Source organism: Noviherbaspirillum cavernae, from assembly GCF_003590875.1.
Classification (GTDB): Bacteria; Pseudomonadota; Gammaproteobacteria; order Burkholderiales; family Burkholderiaceae_D; genus Noviherbaspirillum; species Noviherbaspirillum cavernae.
This window is the reverse complement of record NZ_QYUN01000002.1, coordinates 334,453-355,424: the sequence shown is the minus strand read 5'-3', so window position 1 is coordinate 355,424 and position 20,972 is coordinate 334,453. Positions and strand designations below refer to the sequence as shown.

General features: G+C 63.4%; 24 protein-coding genes. 6 read left to right on the top strand and 18 right to left on the bottom strand.

The window, feature by feature from the left end; all coding sequences use genetic code 11:
• Positions 1-120 precede the first annotated feature (120 nt).
• The 4 genes from D3870_RS01760 (at position 121) to D3870_RS01745 (ending at position 3,845) form a co-directional block, all read left to right on the top strand.
• The gene (locus D3870_RS01760; protein ID WP_119741527.1) at positions 121-1,518 is read left to right on the top strand and encodes an STAS domain-containing protein; all 1,398 of its coding nucleotides are present in this window, start codon (positions 121-123) and stop codon (positions 1,516-1,518) included.
• Positions 1,519-1,677: 159 nt separating this feature from the next.
• Positions 1,678-2,214 carry an ATP-dependent protease subunit HslV gene (gene hslV / locus D3870_RS01755; RefSeq protein ID WP_119736171.1) on the top strand — a complete coding sequence of 179 codons (537 nt, stop codon included), beginning with the start codon at positions 1,678-1,680 and terminating at the stop codon, positions 2,212-2,214.
• 27 nt (positions 2,215-2,241) lie between these two features.
• Complete coding sequence (gene hslU / locus D3870_RS01750) at positions 2,242-3,591, top strand: ATP-dependent protease ATPase subunit HslU (protein ID WP_119736170.1); 1,350 nt, start codon at positions 2,242-2,244, stop codon at positions 3,589-3,591.
• A 53-nt stretch (positions 3,592-3,644) separates the two neighbouring features.
• The gene (locus D3870_RS01745) at positions 3,645-3,845 is read left to right on the top strand and encodes a hypothetical protein (protein WP_119736168.1); all 201 of its coding nucleotides are present in this window, start codon (positions 3,645-3,647) and stop codon (positions 3,843-3,845) included.
• A 156-nt stretch (positions 3,846-4,001) separates the two neighbouring features.
• Here the strand turns inward: D3870_RS01745 and D3870_RS01740 are convergent, their stop codons facing one another.
• The 12 genes from D3870_RS01740 to gspG form a co-directional block, all read right to left on the bottom strand.
• Positions 4,002-4,784 carry a type II secretion system protein N gene (locus D3870_RS01740; protein WP_119736166.1) on the bottom strand — a complete coding sequence of 261 codons (783 nt, stop codon included), beginning with the start codon at positions 4,782-4,784 and terminating at the stop codon, positions 4,002-4,004.
• Between the two features lie 177 nt (positions 4,785-4,961).
• Positions 4,962-6,182: a type II secretion system inner membrane protein GspF gene (gspF, locus tag D3870_RS01735; protein WP_119736164.1), complete on the bottom strand. Its 1,221-nt coding sequence runs from the start codon at positions 6,180-6,182 to the stop codon at positions 4,962-4,964.
• 9 nt (positions 6,183-6,191) lie between these two features.
• On the bottom strand, positions 6,192-7,634 hold the full coding sequence (gene gspE, locus D3870_RS01730) for a type II secretion system ATPase GspE (protein ID WP_199710483.1): 1,443 nt from the start codon (positions 7,632-7,634) through the stop codon (positions 6,192-6,194).
• Entirely contained in the window at positions 7,631-9,763 is a 2,133-nt protein-coding gene (gene gspD / locus D3870_RS01725) for a type II secretion system secretin GspD (protein ID WP_242489820.1), read from the bottom strand. Before gspD ends, gspE begins: the two co-directional genes overlap by 4 nt.
• Positions 9,764-9,841: 78 nt before the next feature.
• Positions 9,842-10,615, bottom strand: coding sequence for a type II secretion system protein N (locus tag D3870_RS01720; RefSeq protein ID WP_119736159.1), 774 nt, complete (start codon positions 10,613-10,615; stop codon positions 9,842-9,844).
• Positions 10,616-10,671: 56 nt separating this feature from the next.
• Entirely contained in the window at positions 10,672-11,193 is a 522-nt protein-coding gene (gene gspM, locus D3870_RS01715; protein WP_119736157.1) for a type II secretion system protein GspM, read from the bottom strand.
• Positions 11,190-12,449 (bottom strand): type II secretion system protein GspL, encoded by a 1,260-nt coding sequence (gene gspL, locus D3870_RS01710; RefSeq protein ID WP_119736156.1) that lies wholly within the window; start codon positions 12,447-12,449, stop codon positions 11,190-11,192. Before gspL ends, gspM begins: the two co-directional genes overlap by 4 nt.
• 17 nt (positions 12,450-12,466) lie before the next feature.
• Positions 12,467-13,426: a type II secretion system minor pseudopilin GspK gene (gene gspK / locus D3870_RS01705; RefSeq protein ID WP_119736154.1), complete on the bottom strand. Its 960-nt coding sequence runs from the start codon at positions 13,424-13,426 to the stop codon at positions 12,467-12,469.
• The gene (locus tag D3870_RS01700; RefSeq protein WP_119736152.1) at positions 13,423-14,091 is read right to left on the bottom strand and encodes a PulJ/GspJ family protein; all 669 of its coding nucleotides are present in this window, start codon (positions 14,089-14,091) and stop codon (positions 13,423-13,425) included. The genes gspK and D3870_RS01700 overlap by 4 nt, the downstream gene beginning before the upstream one ends.
• 6 nt (positions 14,092-14,097) lie before the next feature.
• The gene (gene gspI / locus D3870_RS01695) at positions 14,098-14,496 is read right to left on the bottom strand and encodes a type II secretion system minor pseudopilin GspI (RefSeq protein WP_119736150.1); all 399 of its coding nucleotides are present in this window, start codon (positions 14,494-14,496) and stop codon (positions 14,098-14,100) included.
• 1 nt (position 14,497) lies between these two features.
• Entirely contained in the window at positions 14,498-15,004 is a 507-nt protein-coding gene (locus D3870_RS01690; protein ID WP_242489819.1) for a GspH/FimT family pseudopilin, read from the bottom strand.
• The gene (gene gspG, locus D3870_RS01685) at positions 14,992-15,456 is read right to left on the bottom strand and encodes a type II secretion system major pseudopilin GspG (RefSeq protein WP_119736149.1); all 465 of its coding nucleotides are present in this window, start codon (positions 15,454-15,456) and stop codon (positions 14,992-14,994) included. Before gspG ends, D3870_RS01690 begins: the two co-directional genes overlap by 13 nt.
• A gap of 349 nt (positions 15,457-15,805) precedes the next feature.
• Here gspG and D3870_RS01680 point away from each other — a divergent pair, with 349 nt between their 5' ends.
• Positions 15,806-16,147 (top strand): cupin domain-containing protein, encoded by a 342-nt coding sequence (locus D3870_RS01680; RefSeq protein ID WP_119736147.1) that lies wholly within the window; start codon positions 15,806-15,808, stop codon positions 16,145-16,147.
• 64 nt (positions 16,148-16,211) lie between these two features.
• Positions 16,212-16,634 (top strand): hypothetical protein, encoded by a 423-nt coding sequence (locus D3870_RS01675; protein ID WP_119736145.1) that lies wholly within the window; start codon positions 16,212-16,214, stop codon positions 16,632-16,634.
• Positions 16,635-16,653: 19 nt separating this feature from the next.
• Here D3870_RS01675 and D3870_RS01670 read toward each other — a convergent pair whose 3' ends face one another.
• The 6 genes from D3870_RS01670 to D3870_RS01645 form a co-directional block, all read right to left on the bottom strand.
• Complete coding sequence (locus tag D3870_RS01670; RefSeq protein ID WP_119736143.1) at positions 16,654-17,922, bottom strand: glycerate kinase type-2 family protein; 1,269 nt, start codon at positions 17,920-17,922, stop codon at positions 16,654-16,656.
• Positions 17,923-18,018: 96 nt separating this feature from the next.
• Positions 18,019-19,020, bottom strand: coding sequence for an NAD(P)H-dependent glycerol-3-phosphate dehydrogenase (locus tag D3870_RS01665; RefSeq protein WP_119736141.1), 1,002 nt, complete (start codon positions 19,018-19,020; stop codon positions 18,019-18,021).
• Between the two features lie 27 nt (positions 19,021-19,047).
• Positions 19,048-19,497, bottom strand: a complete 450-nt coding sequence (locus tag D3870_RS01660; protein WP_119736139.1) for an SH3 domain-containing protein — start codon at positions 19,495-19,497, stop codon at positions 19,048-19,050.
• 89 nt (positions 19,498-19,586) lie between these two features.
• Complete coding sequence (gene secB / locus D3870_RS01655) at positions 19,587-20,090, bottom strand: protein-export chaperone SecB (protein WP_119736137.1); 504 nt, start codon at positions 20,088-20,090, stop codon at positions 19,587-19,589.
• Between the two features lie 77 nt (positions 20,091-20,167).
• The gene (gene grxC, locus D3870_RS01650; protein ID WP_119736135.1) at positions 20,168-20,428 is read right to left on the bottom strand and encodes a glutaredoxin 3; all 261 of its coding nucleotides are present in this window, start codon (positions 20,426-20,428) and stop codon (positions 20,168-20,170) included.
• A 13-nt stretch (positions 20,429-20,441) separates the two neighbouring features.
• Positions 20,442-20,843 carry a rhodanese-like domain-containing protein gene (locus tag D3870_RS01645; protein WP_119736133.1) on the bottom strand — a complete coding sequence of 134 codons (402 nt, stop codon included), beginning with the start codon at positions 20,841-20,843 and terminating at the stop codon, positions 20,442-20,444.
• Between the last annotated feature and the right edge of the window lie 129 nt (positions 20,844-20,972).

Genomic DNA, 20,972 nt, shown 5'->3' with positions numbered 1-20,972 from the left:
AATAGGCACGCCCTTTTAATATCGGTCCGATCAGGAATTGTGTTACCTTAATTCAACTATGAATTTTGTCCCGCGTGATGTTGCACGGACGCGGGACGAATGCGTCACACCAAGGGAAACGTGGGAATCTTTTCACTTTTTGCCAAGAAGGATCGTCGGCAGACATCTTCGGCCGGCACCGACTCCACGCGCGCCAGACGCGACGGCACGTCATCACGTTCAAGCGACAGAACGAGCAGCGAACGTGCGCAAGGCCTGAAACGCGACGCGCATGCTGCCCGCGCGACCGCCTTGAAAATCGATGCGATCGAATCCGAAATGTCATCGGAATTCGTCAAGCCCGCGACGGTCCAGCCCCTCAAATCCGCAACGCCCCCCAGACCGGTTCCCGTATCGGCGACTACAGAAAAAAAGATCCTGCCGCCGCTCGACTTCACGACCGCGGCACCGGCAACGCTCGACTCCGCCACGGATTTTTTGCTGGAAGGCCGCGCAACGGTCAATGCTGTTGCAGCGCCACCATCGGAAGCCGCCGTCATCGAAGAGGCCGCGATCCTGTTTGCAAACAACCAGCCCGAGATGGTCGAGCAGATGTTGTGCGACGCGATTGCGCAGGACAACCTCGGCAATGCCACCATGACGGCGTGGTGGATGCTGTTCGACCTGCATCAAATCACCGGCAAGCAGCAGGAATTCGAGAGTCTCTCGATTGCATACGCCAGCAAGTTCGAGACATCGCCGCCGACATGGCGCATGCTCGGTCAGGCGGACGCGCCGCAAGCGCAGACGACGTCGAGTGGAGCGACGCCAATGGTGCCGTTCACCGGCAAGCTCGACGCCGGCTGCGTGAAGCTGTTCGAGCGGGTGCAACGGCTCGCCGAAAGCCATCGCGCATTGCGGCTGGAATTCATTCGCATCACCGAGGTGGAGCCGGCGGGCTGCGGCCTGCTGCTGGGTGCGCTGAAGCGGCTGGAGAAATCCGGCCATGACCTGATTCTGGCCGGCGCGCCCGAACTGGCCGACAAGATCAGGAACATCGTGCAGGCGGGACGGCGCGACGACAGCGAGGATGCGTGGCTGCTGCTGATGGAAATCCTGCGCCTGCTGAATCGCGAACAGGACTTCGAGGAAGTCAGCATCGACTACTGCATCACGTTTGAAGTCTCGCCGCCGGCATTCGTCGCGCCCAGGGGCAAGGTGACGACTTCGGCAGCGGCGCAACCGCAGGCAGTCGGCGCGTCGGACACCTTCGTCATGCCGCCGGTCATAGAAGGCAACGTCGATCAACTCATCGTCGCACTTGCCGCGTACTCTGACAGCCGCGAAGCGGCGATCATCGATTGCTCGCGTCTGACCCGCGTCGATTTCAACGCTGCCGGCCGGCTGTTGTCGGGCATGGCACCGTCCTGCCACCAGGGCAAGCTCATGGAATTCCATCAGGTAAACCATCTCGTCGCTGCCCTCTTCAATGTCATGGGACTCAAGGACGTGGTACGCGTCATTCCAGTCAAGCATTGACCGCGCCCTGAGCAAGGTTCGACACTCCCTCCTGCTGCTCCGCGGGCATCTGTTCCCGTTGCGCTTTCCTGCCCTGCCGTACTTGCAATCAGTATTGCTGTCCCCATTTGCAATTGATGATTTCTGGATAAACGGCAGCATCTTTTTTGTGGGAAAAGCATGGAACAATTTCACGGCACAACTATTTTGTCGGTGCGACGCGGCAATCTTGTCGCGCTCGGCGGCGATGGTCAGGTAACGCTCGGCAATATCGTGATGAAGGGCACCGCGCGCAAGGTGCGCAAGCTGTATCAAGGCAAGGTACTGGCCGGCTTCGCCGGTGGCACGGCCGATGCATTCACCTTGCTCGAACGCTTCGAGGGCAAGCTGGAAAAGCATCAGGGCCATTTGATGCGCGCCTCGGTGGAACTCGCCAAGGATTGGCGCACCGACCGCATCCTGCGGCGGCTGGAAGCGATGCTGCTGGTGGCTGACCGCGAATCGACGCTGATCATCACCGGCAACGGCGATGTGCTGGAGCCGGAAGACGGCGTCGGCGCAATCGGTTCGGGAGGCGCGTATGCGCAATCGGCCGCCAAGGCCTTGCAGGAAAACACCGATCTTCCGGCGGCCGAAATCGTGAAGAAGGCGCTCACGATCGCCGGCGAATTGTGCATCTACACCAACCTGTCGCACACCATCGAAACCCTGGAATAACGCAGCATAGGCTTCGCGAAAAACATCATGAACATGACACCCCAAGAAATCGTCTCCGAACTCGACAAGCACGTCGTCGGCCAGGCGCGCGCCAAGCGTGCGGTCGCCATCGCATTGCGCAACCGTTGGCGCCGCCAGCAGGTGGACGAACCGTTGCGCCATGAAATCACGCCGAAGAATATCCTGATGATCGGCCCGACCGGCGTCGGCAAGACCGAGATCGCGCGCCGCCTCGCCAAGCTGGCGGATGCGCCGTTCATCAAGATCGAGGCCACCAAGTTCACCGAAGTCGGCTATGTGGGCCGCGACGTCGACACCATCGTGCGCGACCTGATCGACATCGGCATCAAGCAGACGCGCGAAAGCGAAATGCGCAAGGTGAGGACGCGCGCCGAAGATGCGGCGGAAGACCGCGTGCTCGACATCCTCGTGCCGCCGGCGCGCGATTTCGGCTTCAGCGCGACGCCGAACACGCCGGTCGAAGGCGACGCGCAGAGCGGCAACACGACGCGCCAGACTTTCCGCAAACGCCTGCGCGAAGGCGCGCTCGACGACCGCGAGATCGAGATCGAGATCGCGGAGAGCGGACCGCACATGGAGATCATGGCGCCGCCCGGCATGGAGGAAATGACGGAGCAGATCAAGTCGATGTTTTCCGGTATTGGCGGCAGCCGCAAGAAGAAGCGCAAGCTGAAAATCAGGGAAGCAATGAAGCTGCTGGTCGAGGATGAGGCGGCCAAGCTCATCAACGATGACGAACTGAAGCAGAAGGCGATCGCCAATGTCGAGCAGAACGGCATCGTGTTCCTCGACGAGATCGACAAGATCGCGTCGCGTTCCGAAGTCGGTGGTGCGGACGTCTCGCGCGCCGGCGTGCAGCGCGATCTGCTGCCGCTGGTGGAAGGCACCACCGTCAACACCAAGTACGGCATGATCAAGACCGATCACATCCTGTTCATCGCGTCTGGCGCATTCCACCTGGCCAAGCCGTCGGACCTGATCCCGGAACTGCAGGGCCGCTTCCCGATCCGCGTGGAACTCGAGTCGCTGTCGATCGCCGACTTCGAGCGCATCCTGACCAGCACCGACGCATGCCTGACCAGGCAGTACGAGGCGCTGCTGGCGACCGAAGACGTGAAGATGGAATTCACCCCCGACGGCATCCAGCGCATGGCGGAAATCGCGTATTCGGTCAACGAGAAGACCGAAAACATCGGCGCGCGCCGTTTGTACACGGTGATGGAAAAACTGCTGGAGGAAATTTCCTTTTCCGCCAGCGACGCCTCCGGCCGGACGATCGCGATCGATGCAAAGTATGTGGATGAAAAACTGGGGGCACTCGCGGTCAACGACGACCTGTCGCGCTACGTGCTGTGACCAACCGCAGTCTGCGGGCCGCCCGGTCCGCGGATGCGTTTTTCTCCTTCATTATGGCCAACAAGACAATCGGCAATCGACAGAAGCTGGTGATCCGCGTCGAGCCATCGCAACGGGCGCTGAAGCCGCGCAATCCGATTGCGCTACCGGTCAGGCAGCGCGTCGCGGGCTCGCATGAGAAAACGGAGTCGGCAAAACGCCAGTTACAGAATCGGCTGCTGAAGAAGGCGCTGGACGGTGATGACAAAGACTGAGGTGCTGTTTGTTGCCGGCGGTTGTCACGGCTCTCACTCGCGTTGCAATTCGGCTTCACCGGCTTCGCCTTGTCACCCACCAACTACACCTCACGGCGAATACCCGACTTCCACCATGCGGAAGTCCCTCACCTGCGGCAAGTTTCTTAACGCACGCTATTGCGGTGCGCCACCGGCGCGCCCCGGACTGTAGAGCGGCGGAGATTGCGTTCCGAATACGGCGCTGCCGGACGGGCTGGCGGGCGCGCCCGCTGCCGGCGCGGCCGGTTGCGCCGGCTGGGGAGTGTTGACGACGGTCGTGGGCGGCGCCGTTTGCACCGGAGTAGCCGGGGCCGGGGCTTGCGCCGCGGGCGGCGGGGCCGGTTGCGGTGGAGCGGGTTGCGGCGGCGCAGGCTGTTGTGCCACCGGAGGAGCCGGTTGCGGTGGCGTGGATTGGGGTGCTGCTGACGACTGCGGCTGCGGCGCTGGCGGCATGCTTGTCGGCCGAGTCGGCGCAGGCACCACGCCCAGCGGCGAAGCGGTGGCGACATTCGCCGCCTTGGCATCTTCCGGTAAGTCGACGCGTTTGGTCACGCCATTGTCCGACAACAGCACGTAATCGCGATGCACCTCCTTCACGGTGACACCGGGCAACACTTCCATATCCACCCTTATTGCCTGCGGCGGCTTGCCGTCTGCGCTGAGGATGGCGACGCTGTCCTGCGGACGGCCGGAGAAAATCACGCCTTTCAATTGATAATTGCTGGCAACGGCCGCCTTGCCGCCGCGTCCGCCGAACAGGCCGGCGGCGGCATCGGTCCTGACCTCGGCCTGCGCGACACGCGGCGGTGCAGCAACCGGGCGCAGCGGCGGCTTGAACAATTGCATCGCCCAGTACGCGGCGGATGCGCACAAGGCAATGAACAGCAGGAAAGTCACAACAAGGGGCCAGCGTCTCATTCGTGTCCTTATATTTTTCTAGTGTCCTGAGTTGAAAATTGGTTGCAAATAAAAGTGATGAAATCGCGACGAGACGAGGAAAAAAGCGCAGCAAGGCCGAGGCCTTGCGAGCATTTTTGACGCGGTATCGGTGCGATTCTCATCATCTTTTATGCAGCGAATTTCAAATTCAGGACACTAGCGCACCAACTGGTTGATTTCGATGATCGGCATCAGCACTGCCAGCACGATCAGCAGCACCACCACGCCCATCACGAGAATCAGGGCCGGTTCCAGCAAGCCGGCAATCGTCATCGCACGCCGCTCCAGATCCTGCTCCTGCGCGTTGGAGGCGCGCTCCAGCATCGCGGGCAATTCGCCGGTCACTTCGCCGGCGCGGATCATGTGGATCAGCATGGGCGGGAAATGCTTGTGCGCCGACAATGCGCGCGCCAGGCTCACGCCTTCGCGCACGCTGTTGGTCGCTTCCTCGACCTGATCGCGCATGGCAACATTCGACAGCGTATCGCGACTGGTCTGCAATGCGCGCAGGATAGGCACGCCGGAGCCGGTGGTGATGGCCAGCGTACTGGCGAAGCGCGAGGTGTTGAGGCTGCGCTCGAACTTGCCGTACAGGGGCGCGGTCAGCAGCCAGCTGTGCCAGCGGTATTTGATGTCCGGATTCTTGAGCGCGGTGCGCCATGCGAAAAATCCGCCGATCGCGATGACCGCCACGATCCAGCCATAGGCGCGCACGAAGTCCGAAATGCCCAGCATGATCACGGTCAGCAACGGCAGCTTCTGCTTGGTGTTGGCAAATACCGACACGATCTGCGGCACCACGTAGGCCAGCAGGAAAATCACGATGGCGAATGCGACTACCGTCACGATTGCGGGATAGGTGAAGGCGAGCCGGACCTTCTGCACCAGTGCATTGCGCCGCTCGATGTAGTCGGCCAGGCGCGACAGCACGCGCGACAACTGGCCAATCTGCTCGCCCGACGCCACCAGCGCGCGATAGATGTCGGCGAAGTCGCGCGGATGCTGCGACAAGGCATCCGACAGTGAGGCGCCGGCCATCACCTCGGCGCGGATCGAGGCGACGAGGTCACGCACATAAGGCCGCTCGGCCTGTTCCAGCAACGCGGAAAATGCCTGTTCCAGCGGCAGGCTGGCCTCCAGCAGACTGGCGAGCTGCCGCGTGAACAACGCAAGTTCCTGTGTGGAAAGCTTGTCACCGAATGCGCGGCGTCTGGTTTGCCCAAATTCGTCGATTTGCGCGGTGATCGCATCGACAACGATCGGCACCATGCCCTGCGAGCGCAGGTCGGAACGCGCAGCGCGGGCGCTGTCGGCATTGACCACGCCCTTTTTGGTATTGCCGACTGCATCGACGGCTTCGTATCGAAATGCTGGCACGTCCTGCCCTTATTGATCCTTGGCGACACGCAACAATTCGGCTTGCGTCGTGGTGCCGTCGGCCAGCCAGCGCTCGCCGTCTTCGCGCATCGTCCTCATGCCATGGCGTTGCGCGGTGCCACGGATATCGGCTTCCGATGCCTGATCGTGGATTTGCGAACGGATGTCGTCGGTGACTTCCAGCAATTCATACACGCCGACCCGGCCGTGATAGCCGGTCTGACCGCATTTTTCGCAGCCGACCGCATGCCATTCGTGGCCGTCGAATTTCTTGCACTCCGGGCACAGCTTGCGGACGAGGCGCTGCGCCACCACGCCGAGCAGGGAGGACGACAGCAGGAACGGCTCGATGCCCATGTCGAGCAGGCGCGTGACCGCCGCCGCGGAATCGTTGGTGTGCAGGGTGGCAAGCACGAGGTGGCCGGTCAGCGATGCCTGCACCGCGATCTGCGCCGTTTCGAGGTCGCGGATTTCGCCGATCATGATGATGTCGGGGTCTTGCCGCAGGATCGCGCGCAGGGCTTTCGCGAAAGTCATGTCGATGCGCGCATTGACTTGCGTCTGTCCCACACCGGCCAGTTCGTACTCGATCGGATCTTCCACCGTCAGGATGTTGCTGGTGGGCGCATTGAGCCGCGACAATGCGGCATACAGCGTGGTGGTCTTGCCCGAGCCGGTCGGACCGGTGACGAGCACGATGCCGTGCGGCTGATTGATCAGATGGTCGAACTGCTTCAGCACGTCGCGGCTCATGCCCAGATGCTGCAGATCGAGCCGCCCTGCCTCCTTGTCCAGGAGACGCAGCACCGCGCGCTCGCCGTGGCCGGTGGGCAAGGTCGATACCCGCACATCGACCGGCTTGCCGCCGACCCGCAAGGTAATGCGGCCGTCCTGCGGCAGGCGCTTCTCGGCGATGTCGAGCTGCGCCATGATCTTGATGCGCGAAATCAGCGAGGCGTGAATCGCCTTCTTCGGCCGCACGATGTCGCGCAGGTTGCCGTCGATGCGAAAACGCACGACCGATATCTGCTCGAACGGTTCGATGTGGATATCGGAGGCTTCTTCTCGCAAGGCCTGCGTGAGCAAGGCGTTGATCATGCGGATCACTGGCGCGTCGTCGGCCGACTCCAGCAAATCCTCGATTGCCGGCATGTCGAGCATCAGTTTCTGCAGATCGAGGTCGGATTCGACTTCATCGACCACCTGCGCGGCGTCGCCGCCGGAGCCTGCATAGGCTTTCGCGATCGCTTCGTCCAGTTCCTCGCGCGGCAGCGAGCGCAGCTTGACGCGACCGAAACGGCGGCTGACTTCGGCGATGGCCGATGGCGCAGTCGCCTCCGACACCCAGACTTCGACCGCATTGTTCACGGCCTCGCTGCGCCGCGCCAGCACGGCGAAATCGCGCGCGAAGGCGTAAGGCAAAAGCCGGGCATCGGTCATTACGGTACTCATTGCTGTCTGTTCTGTTCAGGTATCTGCATTGGTGCCGGCACGGTTGCCGGCGGTATCGGTTGCACGCCGCCCGGGTTGCGCGGGGGCAAGTTCAACATCGGACCGCCCGTCGGGCGGCCATCCAGCAGCGGCGGGATGACCGGCACGTCCGGGTCGGGCAGCATCACGTTGCGCGCCGGTTGCTGGTTGATCTGGACGCCGCGAATGTAATCGTAACGATCGGCGACCACGCCAGCGCTTTGCTCTGCGGTACGGATGACGGTCGGTCGCAGGAACACCAGCAGGTTCGTCTTCTCGCGCTTGCGCGTCTGATACTTGAACAGACCACCGAGAACCGGGAGGTCACCCAGGCCAGGGACTTTCTCCTCGTTATCGGTCAGCCGGTCTTCAATCAGTCCGCCGAGCACGATCACATTGCCGTCATCGACCAATACATTGGATTCGATCGAGCGCTTGCTGGTGATGATCCCCGCAGGATTAGACGTGTCTGTCACGTTCGAAGTTTCCTGGTAAATCTGGAGTTTGATCGTGCCGCCTTCGGAAATCTGCGGGCGCACGCGCAGGGCAAGGCCGACATCGCGCCGTTCGATGGTCTGGAATGGATTGACGCCGGCCGCGCCGGCGGATGCCGCCGTGGTGTACTGGCCGGTAATGAATGGAACGTTCTGGCCGACAATGATTCTTGCTTCTTCGTTATCGAGCGTGATCAGGTTCGGCACCGACAGGATGTTGGCGCCGGCATCGGTTTCCAGCGCACGCGCCAAGGCCCCCAGCGTCAGATCGCCGTTGATCTGGCGGAATATGCCGAGCGTCAAGCCGTTGCCGGGCGGCAGCAGTGTAGGTGTACTGGATCTTCTGGAAATGAGCTGGGCGATCAGATTGTTGCCGCCTGTTGAAAACACCTGGCCGCCACCGACCCGATACGCACTGGAATCGTTGCCGGACAGGCCGAGCCACTGGATGCCGAATTCGGCCGCCTTGGCTGCCGCGACTTCCACGATCAGCGACTCGACATACACCTGTGCACGGCGCGAATCGAGCTGATCGATAACGGCGCGCAGGTTGCGGTAGACCGCTTCGCTGGCGGTAATGATCAGGGTATTGGTGGCCGGGTCGGCCTGGATGAAGCCGCCTGCGCCGCCGGCCGGGAGTGCGGCCGGGGTTTGCGTCGAGGTCTGCGACATGGTGCCGCCGCCCAGTGTCGAGCCCTGCTGGCCCTGGTTCTGCTGCAGGGCCGATTGCGGCTGCGTCGGCTGGGGCGTCGTGCCCTGTTGCGTCGACGTGCTCTCCGCCGCGACCACGGCGCGCAGCGTTTGCGCAAGCCGCACGGCGTCGGCATTGCGCAGATACACCACGTGCACGTTGCCGGGCTGCGCGGTCGGCTGATCGAGCTTGGCAACCAGCGACTTCGCCAGATTCGCGCGCGCCAGCGATGGTGCGCGCACCAGCACGGAATTGGTCCTCGAGTCGGCCAGCAGACTGATGCGGCCGGCATCGGCGGCGGCACCAGCGGCGGCAGGTCCGGACTCCATCATGCGATTGACCATGGCGGCGATGTCGCTTGCGACCGCATAGCGGATCGGCACGACGTCGAGTTCGGCCGAGGCCGGCGAATCGAGCGAGGCGATGATGCGCGCCATGCGCTTCAGATTGTCGGCGTAATCGGTGATGACGATGCTGTTGTTGCCGGGGTTGGCGTTGATCGTGTTGTTGGGCGAGATCAGCGGACGCAGCACTGGCACCAGGTTGGCCGCGTTCTCGTAATTCAGGCGGAAGATCTGAGTGGCGATCTGGTCGCCGCGCACGTCGGTGGCGGACGGCGGACCGGCCTGCAGTTTGGCGTCGGCTTCCGGCACGACTTTCGTGTAGCCGTCGGAGCGCACCACCGCGAAGCCTTGCAGGCGCAAGGCCGACGTCAGCATCTGGAAGGCCTGTTCCTTGTTGACCGGCTTTTCCGACACCAGGTTGATGGTGCCCTTGACGCGCGGATCGATGATGAAGGTCGTCCTGGTGTAGTGGCCGATCGCCTTGACGACCGATTCGATGTCGGCGCCGACGAAATTCAGCGTCGCTTGATTGGTCGCAGGGTCCTGCGCGAACGCCGGTTGCGCGCCGGCGACGGCGCACATGAAGGCTGCGGTTGCACTCCAGCGACGCAACGCCGTCGCCCCCCCTTTGCATGTTTCTGCCGATGGTTTGTTTTTCATTTATTTGAACTCTAGCGCGATAACATTCTTGCCGCCTTCCCTGCGGCGTTGCCCGAGCAAATTCAACAGATTTGCCAGCTTTTCTTCCTGCCCTTCCTCCGCCTCCGCTTTCCCCGAAAACTGCAATCGTCCGTTCTTCAGCACGCCGGATCCGCTCAGGAGCATCGGCCCCCTGACGGTCGTCAGGGCCAGTTGAGCCTGCTGGCCCCGCCAATCCATTATCAACCGATAAGCGCCGAGCGGCTTGATCGGAGACAGACGCGAGGCAATATCATCCATCTGCAGCGTCGCCGTGCCGGTGATCGCAATCTGCCGTCCCTCCCGCGCGACCTGCAGCGGGTTCCACGACAGGCGCATGCGGCCCGAGGGCTGTATCGTGTTCAGCGGCGCGCCCAATCCCGCCAGCCGTTCCGCCGGCAGCACGACCTCGGCCGGACTGACCTGCCACTGATACCAGCTGCCCGTCACCTTGACCGGCTGCGACAGGGCCGCGGGATTCTCCAACTCCGCGTCCACCTGGCCCAGCATCACCAGCGGCGACAGGCGCCAGGAAAAACGTCCCGGCAAGAGTGGCGTCACCGGATCGGTCCCGCCTGGCGCGCCGCCGATGAAGGCCGAACCGCGCCACAGGGTGCCTTGCGCATCGCCCAGTGTCAGCCGGCCGCCGGTCTGCGCCTCGACCGCTGTCGCCATCCACGACGCCGGGCAGAATGCGATGACGGTCACGCCGACACTGATGATTCCTGCAAGCAACCATAACACGACGCGGCGCACTTGATCTCCGTTTTACTGGTGTTTTTATTAAGATTGAAACGCCCGGTCCGCCGCGCTCACTCGCTGCGCTGCTGACGCAGGGTGAAGGTCGCGTTCACCGTGTCGAGCTGCGTCTGCGCCTCGACCGAGGCATCGACCACCGAGATGCGCGCAGTGCGCTGCATCTCGTCGAGCCATTCGATCAGGCCGGCAAACGACACACCGGCGAGCTGCACCTTGGCGAGGTCGCCCGTGAAGGCGACGTTCTGCGGCTTCAACCCATTTTTCGCCAGCGAAGTCTCGATTCCTTCCTTCGTCATCTTCGTCACCGCTGTCGATGCCTTGCCGGACAATGCCGACGCATCCTTCGCCATGGCCTGCAATTCCGCCGCCTGCTGGCGCAATGCCGGCAGGCGCTTCTCCAGATCGCTGCGGCCGCTCAGTGCCGGGTCGATCAGCAGGCCGTAGACCAGGCCGACCGCAACCGCCACGCCGGCGGCAATGAGCATGATGCGTTCGCGCCGGTTGCGCCCGGCCCAGAATTGCGAGAGGGATTGCTTGATGCCGCTCAGGCTGTTCGCTTTTGCGCGTGCGTTCATTTGCCGCTCCGTATCTGCCACACGCCGGCGCCGCCGGGCTGCGACAGCGTCAGGTTGTGCGTGGCCAGCGCCGTCTTGATCTGATCCAGCGGCACGCTGGCATCGGGCTTGAGTTTGACCGACAGGCTGCGGTCATGGTATTCGAGGCCGGCAATCGCCTTCGGCCCCTGACCGCTGGCGGCCCACGCCTCACCGAAGCCGGCTGCCAGCGCGATGAAGTCGTCGGGCGCGATCTGCCCCGAATCGCGCTGCGCTTCGGCGACCTTGCGCTGCATTTGGGTCAGCGGGTCGATGATCACGGGGTCTTTCGGATAGGCGGCCTTGTAGGTCTGGATCATGTTGGCTTTCAAGCCGTCGGCTTCGCGCTTCATGCGCAGCCAGTCGATGTTCAAACCGAACGCGTTGACCGCCAGCAGCGCTGCCGCCAGCGCCAGCGACCAGCGCCACGGACGCCAGTTGATCGCCGGTCCTGCCGCCGCGCCGAGGCCCTGCATCAGGTCGATCGACGCCCGACCGGCGCCCGCGATCCAGCGCGTCCATGAATCGGCGGACAGGGTGATGCGTTCTTCCAGCGCGGGCGTGAGGCGCAGCGCATCCTGGTAGCTTGCCACGCGCGGCTGCGGCACCGCGAGCGCGACCGGTGCTTGCGGCACGATGGCGGACAAGGCCTGGATCGCCTCGACCGGCGCGGACTCCGGCAGCTCGGCATACACCGGCAGGCCGATGCCTTCCTGCGCCGACAGCCGCACGGCAACCTCGACATCCGCGCCGCCGTACTCGCTGATCGCGGCGGTCACCCTGCCGTCCTCGTGCGGCAGGCACAGCTGCGCAGGCACTGCGGCGAGGCTGCGCGCGCCGAGCGCGATCAGGGTTTTGTTGAGCAGTTCCAGCCAGCCGCGGCTGACCACCGCGACGGTGCGCAGTCCGTCGGCCATGTCGCCCGCGACCACCACGCTTTCCGCCGGGTCGCTCATCAGCTGGTCCTCGATGAGATTGGGCAATGCCATTTTCAATCGCGCCGCCGACATCGGCGGCACCTTGACGCGCAGCAGCGTGACGTCGCTGGCCGCCAGCAGCAGCACGACGCGCTGCGCGCGCCGCACCGGTTCGGCCAACTCGGACAAGGCAGCAACGCCGTCGCGTTCGAGCGCACCGCTGTTCGACACCGAGGCAAACCGGCACGTCAGGGGCGCGCCCTCGTTCTGCATGCTGTCGGCGGCAGCCCTGGATGGCAGGCGGATATAGAGTGTGCTCACGGTAGTCCGTTCTCTTTCTAGTTTTCTCGAATCCAGATGACCTTGGTGCTGGTGCCACTGCGTTCAATCAATGACTGCATGTCCATCGCCGCGCGATTCAGGCGCACATTGCCGTTGACCAGAAAATAGCCGGTCGTGACGGCGATCTGGCCGGCCCCGCTTTTGCCCGAGCGTTGCGCGAAATCGCTCGGATCGGTGAACCAGGCCTTGTTCCTGGCGGCCACCAGCGCCGTCGCCTCGGATAATGACAGTGTATCAATTCTCGCGGCCAATACTTCCGCCGGCGCGGTATTCACATTGACCGGCGTCGCCTTCGGCAGCACCACGATGAAATCCCTGATCCGCGCCAGCGCCTCCGGCGTGAAGCCCGGCACTGCCAGCAGATCATCCACCTGCAGGATATTCAACGGCTGCGGCGAGGACTGGCCGACAGCGCTGGGCGCGGTCGCCGTGCTGTCGCCGGTGGCGGTCCTGGCTTGCGCGGACGCCATCAGATTTGCGGTCGCCTGCGCCAGTGCGGGGTTCTGCTTAAGCGTCGTCAGGAGCCGCGCGAAGGCCTCGACCTCGGTCGGATTGATCTTCCCGCCCTGGCACAGATTGGTCAGGTTCAGGCGCGCCTGCGCGTCGGTGATGCTACCCGACAGCGCCGCATCCGGCACATCGCCGCTGGAGCCGGCATTCTCGACATACTGGTCGAGCCGGGTTTCGGCCAGCGTCACCGCCCATGGCTCGCCGAGATGATCCACCTTGGAGTGGCGCGCATCTTCGCGCAGGATCAGGCGGCTCCAATCGAGCGCGCCGCGCAGAATCCATTGCTTCTGCAACTGCAGGCGCTGATTCTCGATCGAGCGCACCTGCACCTGCTGCTGCCAGAACAGACTGGCGACGATCGTGATCGCCAGCGTCGTCAGCAGCAGCGCGGTGACGACCGCAACGCCGCGCTGGCGTCGAAGTCCGAGGAGCGGCCGGGCCTTCACACCGCCCCCAGCAGGAAGATCTTGACCATCGTGCCGGGACGGTCGCGCAGCGTCAGCGACACTTCGAGGCCGGTCGGCGGCGCCTTCGCGGCCATGGCTGCGCCTGCGGCGGCGCCGGGACTGGGCGGGTTGGTCGGATTCGGATTGACCGCGAGGTTCGTGACATTGATGCCGGTCTGCCACAACCTGTTGCTGGCGTCCCAGGAGCGGATCGTCATCTCGTTGACGTCGGACTTCAGCGTCACCTTCTGCGCGGCATCGCTGTCGCCGACGGTGGCGGTCCACTGCGCATCGAGTTCGCCGAGATCACGCGTGGGAGTCGATTCGCGCCGCGTCAGCACGCCATCCCTGACGCGATAGGCGATGACCTGCAGGCGCGACGGCTGGTTTTCGGCGTACACGGCGCGCACCAGCGTCAGACCGCCCGGCTGCGAAGTGATGATGGTACGGCCGCCGATATCCTCGGCCACGGCGATGTTCTGGCCGTCGCTCTGCATCTGTGCGAACGCCAGCTGCAATCCGCGCGTCTGTTCGAGATCGTTGTTCAGCGACACGCGCGCACGCACGATGCTGTCGAGGCCGCGCCAGCCGAGCACCGCCACGATCGCGAGCACGCTGATCGCCACCAGCAGTTCAACGAGAGTAAAGCCGCGCGCCCTGTTCATCGTCGCCTACCCGTTGGAAACGATCTGCGTCAGCTTGATGATGCGGCGCTCCGGATTGGCGGCGTCGAACACGCTGACCTCGACGCGGCGGAAGAACGGGTTCGGCGTCGCGAACACTTCCTCTTCGCAGCTCAGGTTCAATTCGCCTTGCGCGCATTCGAACGACCGCTTGCCCATCGCCGGCCATTCCCTGGCCAGACGGATCTGCGCCAGCCGGTTCTCGGCCGACCAGGTCGCCATCATCGAGGAGCGCAAGCCGCTGCTGTTCTGCGTCAGGCTGCCAATCGCGCGCAGGCTGGCGCCGAGCGCGGTGCCGACGATCACCAGCGCGACCAGCACTTCGAGCAGGGTGAAGCCCGCCGTCCTTGCGGCGCGATGCGACGGGAACAGGAGGCAGGCGCGCATGTCATTCCACCACGAAGTGCCCGATGCCGTCGGCACGCAGCGCGACGCTGGTGTCGCCCACCGACATGGTCAGGACAAAGGGTTTGTCGACCGGCTCGCGGCCGAACACGATGCGCAAGGGGTTGGTTTCGGCGGCGACCGCTGGCGTGATCGACAGCGACATCGGCGCGCGCTTGAACTCGCGCTCGTGCAGCATGTCGTCATCGCTCAACAGCTGCCAGTTGCTGCCCTCGCGAATGAGGAAACGATAGCGCTCGCTGCCCGCTTCGAACGCGATCGGGCGATTGCGCACGATCGCCTCGTCGCGCGCCAGCTGCAGCAGGAGCGCGATGCGTTGAGCCTCATCCTGCAGCACCCTGCGATCGCTCGGCAGCACGTTGACCGAGACGAAGCCCAGCGCGAGGCCGGCGATGACCAGCACCGTCAGCAGCTCAAGCAGCGTGAAGCCGCGCGCGCGCAGACGGCGAGGCGCGCGCTTGTTGGAGAGGAGTCTGGTCAGAGATCCCACGAACCGATGTCAGTGTCGTTGCCGGCCCCGCCCGGCTGTCCATCGGCACCGAACGAAAAGACGTCCACGTCCCCCTTGATCCCGGGCGACAGGAACTGGTACTGGCCGCCCCACGGGTCCTTCGGCAGCTTGTCGATGTAACCGCCGGTTTTCCAGCCGTTCGCGGCGGGGCCGCCGCTGGGCTTGGTGACAAGCGCCTGCAGGCCCTGTTCCGTGGTCGGGTAGCGCTGGTTGTCCAGCTTGTACAGTTTCAGCGCCTGCATCAGCGTGGCGATATCCTGCCGCGCGGCGGTGATGCGCGCGTCGTCGGTGCGGCCCATCAGCTTGGGCACGACCAGCGCGGCCAGGATGCCCATGATGACGACCACCACCATGATTTCGATCAGGGTGAAACCGCGTTGCGCAGTACGGGTAAACCAGCCGCGGCCGGTATTGTTCAAAGCTTTACGCATAAGGATTACTTGCCAGAAAGTTACAAAAGAGACGGTAAAAACCGGAGTATAAGGCCGAAGCAGGGGATTGAGTTTATCTATTGCAACGGAATTGGCCGCTTAAGTAGCCAAGTATTGATTGACCGCAAAAGTCGGGAAAAGTGCCGCCCACCTTTGCTTTCGCAGAGCGCACATTTCCGTCAATGATGGCAATTGCATCACGGCTTGTTTGCCGATGATGGATGCAGCAGCCTGCCGAGGTCCGGGCCAGGCTGGCGGCCGCATTGAACCGGCGAGCAATTCTCCGCCTCTAAGCGGCATTGTCGTTTTTGCACCATCGACACGATTTCAATCTGACGGGAGAACATCCATGTCGCTGCACCACGCGGTCTCCGGTGAATTGATCCCGATCCATCCTCTCGGCGACAAGCTGGCGCAAACGGCATCGACGGCATTGCTGAAATCCCGGCAACTGGAAGTCATGCGGCTGGTCCTGCCGGCCGGCAAATCGGTCCCCGTGCATCAGGTACCGGGGGAATTGACCATGCAATGCCTGGAAGGCAGGGTCGAATTGCAGGCACACGGCAAGACGCAGCAATTGCATGGCGGCGAGATGGTGTTTTTGACAGGCAACGAACCGTATGCATTGCGCGCCATGGAAAACTGCTCGATCCTGATGACGGTGGCATTGATGCGCGACAGTAATGCCTGATCGGCGCGCGGGTAGAGTGGCAGAAGCAACTTGTAATCATTTTTTTAACTTCCTTGCCGCCGCCATGAAACAACTGCTCGCCGCGCTGCTCTCGCTTGCCATCTTCTCGTTCGCCCACGCGGCGGCAGATCCCGACCGTTACCTGCTCAACGTCGCCACGCTGCAAAAGATCAAGGCCGTCAATGTGGAGCTGTCGAAAGCCAATCTCAAGGGCCTCGACGATGACGACGGGAACGACGACAAGTCGGTGGAGGAAATGGCGCGCGAGCTGGATTCGCACCCGAAGGTCAAAGCCTCGCTCGCACGGCACGGGCTGACCAGCATGGAGTACGCGATGAGCATGCACGCGATACTCGCGGCCGCCACCTACCTGATGTTCGAATCGAGCATGGACAAGAAGAAGGCCGCGTCGCTGTTTGCCAGCTATCCGAAGGAACGCCAGGCGAACATTGAATTGCTGCGCAAGAACGCGCAGCATCTGAAGTAATCCTGTCGCCGTCCGGCCCTTACACGATGAGGACGGCGCGAAAGTCGTTGACGTTCGTGCGCGTCGGACCGGTCGTCACCAGATCGCCGAGCGCGTCGAAGAATCCGTAGCCGTCATTGTCGTCCAGCATGGCGCGTGCGCGCAGTCCCGCCTGCGCCGCGCGCGCCAGCGAATCGGGCGCATAGAGCGCGCCCGCATTGTCTTCCGAGCCATCGATGCCGTCGGTGTCACAGGCGATCGCATGCACCCCTTCGCAACCGTTCAAGGCGACCGCCAGACTCAACAGGAATTCCGCATTGCGTCCGCCGCGTCCCTTGCCGCGCACCATCACCGTGGTTTCGCCGCCGGAGATGATCACGCAGGGCTTGCTGAATGGCTGGCCGCGCTGCGCGACTTGCCGCGCGATCGCCGCATGCACCTGCGCGACATCACGTGACTCGCCTTCGATTTCGTCGGACAGGATGTACGGCGTGATGCCGGCGGCACGCGCGGCTGCCGCCGCCGCTTCCAGCGCGTGCTGCGCGGTCGCGATCACGTGATGCGCGTTGCGCGCAAAGCGCGGATCGTCCGGCTTGGGGGTCTCGCCCGCGCCCGACTCCAGATGCTGACGAATGCTGTCCGGCATCTCGATGCCGTACTTGTGCACTATCGCGAGCGCATCCGCGCAGGTGGTCGGGTCCGGCAGTGTCGGGCCGCTGGCGACGATGCCCGGATCGTCGCCCGGCACGTCCGAAATCAGGAGCGTCACCACACGCGCCGGCGCACATGCGAGCGCGAGACGACCGCCCTTGATCATCGACAGGTGCTTGCGCACGCAATTCATCTCGTCGATGGCCGCGCCGCTTTTCAGCAGCGCCTTGTTCATTGCCTGTTTCTGTTCAAGCGTGATGCCCTCTGCCGGCAAGGCCAGCAGAGAGGAGCCGCCGCCCGAAATCAGGCACAACACCAGATCATCCGCGGTCAATCCCTGCACCATCTGCAGCATGCGGCCCGCCGCATTCCGACCCGCCTCGTCCGGCACCGGATGCGCCGCCTCCACCACGTCGATCCGTGTGCAATCCGCGCCATGTCCGTAACGCGTCACGACCAGCCCTGACAGCGCGCCCTGCCAATGCTCTTCCACCACCTTCGCCATTGCCGCGGCCCCCTTGCCCGCGCCGATCACCAGCGTGCGGCCCTTGGGCGACGGCTGCGGCAGGTACGCGGGCAGGCATTTTTCGGCGCTGACGGAGGCGACCGCACTGGCATACAGGTCGAGCAAGAACTGCCTGGGACTGGTGAGGCTCATGGCTGGAGATTTCCGTGACAGGAAAAGGATGATGAGTGAATGGATGCGCCAACTATCGCACAATCGTCGAGCGCAGCGAAGGTGCGTAGGCAGTGATTAAACCGCTTCATCCCTCGGATCGCGCGACAGCAGGCGACCCACCAGATCGCGCGGCGACTCGCCGTCGAACAGCACCGCCGCCACCGCGCTGGCGATCGGCATGTCGACGCCGCGTTCCTGCGCCAGCGTGCGCACCGCCTGCGCGCAGCGCACGCCTTCCGCGACATGGCCGAGTTCGGCGACGATCGCATCGAGCGGCTTGCCTTGCGCAAGGCCGAGCCCGACCTTGCGGTTGCGCGACAGGTCGCCGGTACAGGTGAGGATCAGGTCGCCGACGCCGGTCAGGCCCATGAAGGTTTCAAGCCGGCCGCCCAGCGCGATGCCGAGACGCGTGATTTCCGCCAGCCCGCGCGTGATCAGCGCCGCGCGCGCATTCAGCCCGAGGCCCATGCCATCGACGACGCCGGTGGCGATCGCAAGGATGTTTTTGACCGCGCCGCCCACTTCGACGCCGATCAGATCATCGGACGAATAGACGCGAAGATTGCCACCATGCACCGCGCTCACGACAGCATCGCGCAACGCGGCGGAGTCGGAAGCAACCGTCAGTGCGCAAGGCAGGCCGCGCGCCACTTCCTGCGCGAACGAGGGCCCGGACAGTGCGGCGAGGGACACCTCTGCGCCAAGCGCCTCGCGCGCGATCTGGTGCGGCAGCAGGCGCGTCGCTTCCTCGAAGCCCTTGCACAGCCACACCATGTTGGGAACGGCATGCGCCTGCAAGCGCTGCGCCAGCGGACGCAATCCCGCGACCGAACTGGCGACGATCAGCAGCGCATCATCGCCACCGCGCAGATGCGCGAGCGCGGCATCGAAATCGGACGTGACGGCAAGACCTTCGGGCAAGGCGAAGCCCGGCAGATACGCAGCATTTTCACGCCGCGCGGCAGCATCGCGCATGGCGGCCGGGTCGCGGCCCCACAGCACGACACGATTCCGGTCCGCCAGCACCATGGCCAACGCCGTGCCCCATGCGCCGGCGCCAAGTATCGTGATGTTCATTGGATGAGAGTCCGGCCTGCCGGAACGCTATTCGCCCCAGACCTCGGACGCCTTGACGAAACCTGCCTGACCGTCGCGGTGCCTGACCTTGACCCAGCCGGATGCGGCCGGATCGAGCCTGTCGAGCAATACTCCCTTGTCGGCCGTGAAGGCGAGCGCAGCGCCGTCCTCGGCGGATGCGCGCACTTTCGCGGAATTCGCGCTGACGATGAGACTGCGTTTGGCAGTCAGCATTTTCGATTCGACCCATGACAGGTCGCCGGCGGCATCGCGCACCTTGGTCCAGTCGCCGTAGGTCAGAACCACTTCGACCGGCATGCCGCGCGGCGCGACAAACACCTTGCGCCCCTTGGCCGATGGCGCGTCATACAGCACGGCCGGATTGGCGCCGACCGATTTGAAGTCGAGCGCGTGTGCCGCACCGGCAGCAACGGACAAGGCAAGGGCGGCAAGCGCAACGAGGCGGGCAGATTTCATGGAGCGACCTTCTGGTGGAGCATCATTCCTGGCTGCATGGCAATTCACACTCAAGGACGTCGAATTGCCATGCCCGGAGACATTTCAAATCAGTGCTTGGCAGCAGAGCCGTCCGGCATCACGAGGCCGGAAGCCTGTTGTTCCTGCTGCTCGGCCAAGGCCTGCAGGCGTTGCTGGTAGAACACTTCGAAATTGATTTCAGCCAGGTGCACCGGCGGGAAACCGGCGCGCGTGATCATGTCGGCGATGTTGGCACGCAGGTACGGATAGATGATGTTCGGGCAACCGATGCCGAGCAGCGGGTCGAGCTGCTCCACCGGAATGTTGCGCGCTTCGAAAATGCCGGCCTGCTTGCCCTCGACCAGGAACGCTACCTTGTCCTTGACCTTGGCAGTCACGGTGATGGTGACGGAGGATTCGAAAACCGTGTCGGCCAATGCCTCGACACCGACATCGACCGCGACTTCGATATTGGGCGATTCCTGCTCCAGAAAAATCGCCGGCGAATTCGGCTGCTCTAGCGACAGGTCCTTCAGGTATACGCGCTGGATCTGGAATACGGGTTGCTGGTTTTGATCGTTTTGGTCAGCCATGATGTTCTTTCGTTGGGATTGTAGAAGGACGGCACGCATGCCGTCCGCTTGATTGCATTACGCGGGAATCGGGTATCTCAGGAGTCTTGCAGCAACGGCTCCAGCTTGCCGGAGCGGTCGAGCGCGGAGAGGTCGTCAAAGCCGCCGACATGGGTATCCCCAATGTAGATTTGCGGCACGGTGCGGCGGCCGGTTTTCTGCATCATTTCGGCCCGCTGCTCAGGTTCGAGATCGACGCGGACCTTTTCGATATTGTCCACGCCCTTGGCCTTCAGCAACCGCTCCGCCATGACGCAGTACGGGCAGACTGCGGTGCTGTACATCAAAACTCGTGCCATTCCTGCTTCTCCGTTATTTCGCGAGCGGCAAACCCTGCGCCTGCCACGCCGCCAAGCCGCCGTCGAGGCTGAACACCTGGGCGAATCCGGCCTTCTTCAGTTGCGCCGTGGCTCTGCCCGATTGCACACCTGCCTGGCACACCGCGAGCACGGTTTTCGACTTGAATTTTTCGAGCTCGGACACGCGGTTCGGCAGCTCCTTCAGCGGAATGTTCTTCGCGTCGCGCAGATGTCCCGCGGCAAAGTCCGACGGTTCGCGCACGTCCACCACGACGGTCTTGCCTTGATTGATGAGCTGGGTTGCCTGCAGCAGCGAGACCCGGTCGCCGCGTCGTTGCAAAAGGGGAAAGGCCAGAGCGCCTCCCGATACCAGTACCAGTGCGATGAGCCAGATATTGTCGATAAAGAATTTCACGGGGTTCCAATGGTGTTAAGCAATCCCAGCATTATAAAATAGAAGACGGAGTACGAATTCAAATCGCTTTACGACTTGCATCGGCTTGCCGAATCCTTAACACCCTCTGACATTTTTCCCGAACCTGAC

What these genes read in the sequence shown, in the direction of transcription:
- hslV (WP_119736171.1), top strand. Translation starts at nt 1,678, where the DNA reads ATGGAACAATTTCACGGCACAACTATTTTGTCGGTGCGACGCGGCAAT.
- hslU (WP_119736170.1), top strand. Translation starts at nt 2,242, where the DNA reads ATGAACATGACACCCCAAGAAATCGTCTCCGAACTCGACAAGCACGTC.
- D3870_RS01745 (WP_119736168.1), top strand. Translation starts at nt 3,645, where the DNA reads ATGGCCAACAAGACAATCGGCAATCGACAGAAGCTGGTGATCCGCGTC.
- D3870_RS01740 (WP_119736166.1), bottom strand. Translation starts at nt 4,784, where the DNA reads ATGAGACGCTGGCCCCTTGTTGTGACTTTCCTGCTGTTCATTGCCTTG.
- gspE (WP_199710483.1), bottom strand. Translation starts at nt 7,634, where the DNA reads ATGAGTACCGTAATGACCGATGCCCGGCTTTTGCCTTACGCCTTCGCG.
- gspD (WP_242489820.1), bottom strand. Translation starts at nt 9,763, where the DNA reads ATGTGCGCCGTCGCCGGCGCGCAACCGGCGTTCGCGCAGGACCCTGCG.
- gspM (WP_119736157.1), bottom strand. Translation starts at nt 11,193, where the DNA reads ATGAACGCACGCGCAAAAGCGAACAGCCTGAGCGGCATCAAGCAATCC.
- D3870_RS01700 (WP_119736152.1), bottom strand. Translation starts at nt 14,091, where the DNA reads ATGAACAGGGCGCGCGGCTTTACTCTCGTTGAACTGCTGGTGGCGATC.
- gspI (WP_119736150.1), bottom strand. Translation starts at nt 14,496, where the DNA reads ATGCGCGCCTGCCTCCTGTTCCCGTCGCATCGCGCCGCAAGGACGGCG.
- gspG (WP_119736149.1), bottom strand. Translation starts at nt 15,456, where the DNA reads ATGCGTAAAGCTTTGAACAATACCGGCCGCGGCTGGTTTACCCGTACT.
- D3870_RS01680 (WP_119736147.1), top strand. Translation starts at nt 15,806, where the DNA reads ATGTCGCTGCACCACGCGGTCTCCGGTGAATTGATCCCGATCCATCCT.
- D3870_RS01675 (WP_119736145.1), top strand. Translation starts at nt 16,212, where the DNA reads ATGAAACAACTGCTCGCCGCGCTGCTCTCGCTTGCCATCTTCTCGTTC.
- D3870_RS01670 (WP_119736143.1), bottom strand. Translation starts at nt 17,922, where the DNA reads ATGAGCCTCACCAGTCCCAGGCAGTTCTTGCTCGACCTGTATGCCAGT.
- D3870_RS01665 (WP_119736141.1), bottom strand. Translation starts at nt 19,020, where the DNA reads ATGAACATCACGATACTTGGCGCCGGCGCATGGGGCACGGCGTTGGCC.
- D3870_RS01660 (WP_119736139.1), bottom strand. Translation starts at nt 19,497, where the DNA reads ATGAAATCTGCCCGCCTCGTTGCGCTTGCCGCCCTTGCCTTGTCCGTT.
- secB (WP_119736137.1), bottom strand. Translation starts at nt 20,090, where the DNA reads ATGGCTGACCAAAACGATCAAAACCAGCAACCCGTATTCCAGATCCAG.
- grxC (WP_119736135.1), bottom strand. Translation starts at nt 20,428, where the DNA reads ATGGCACGAGTTTTGATGTACAGCACCGCAGTCTGCCCGTACTGCGTC.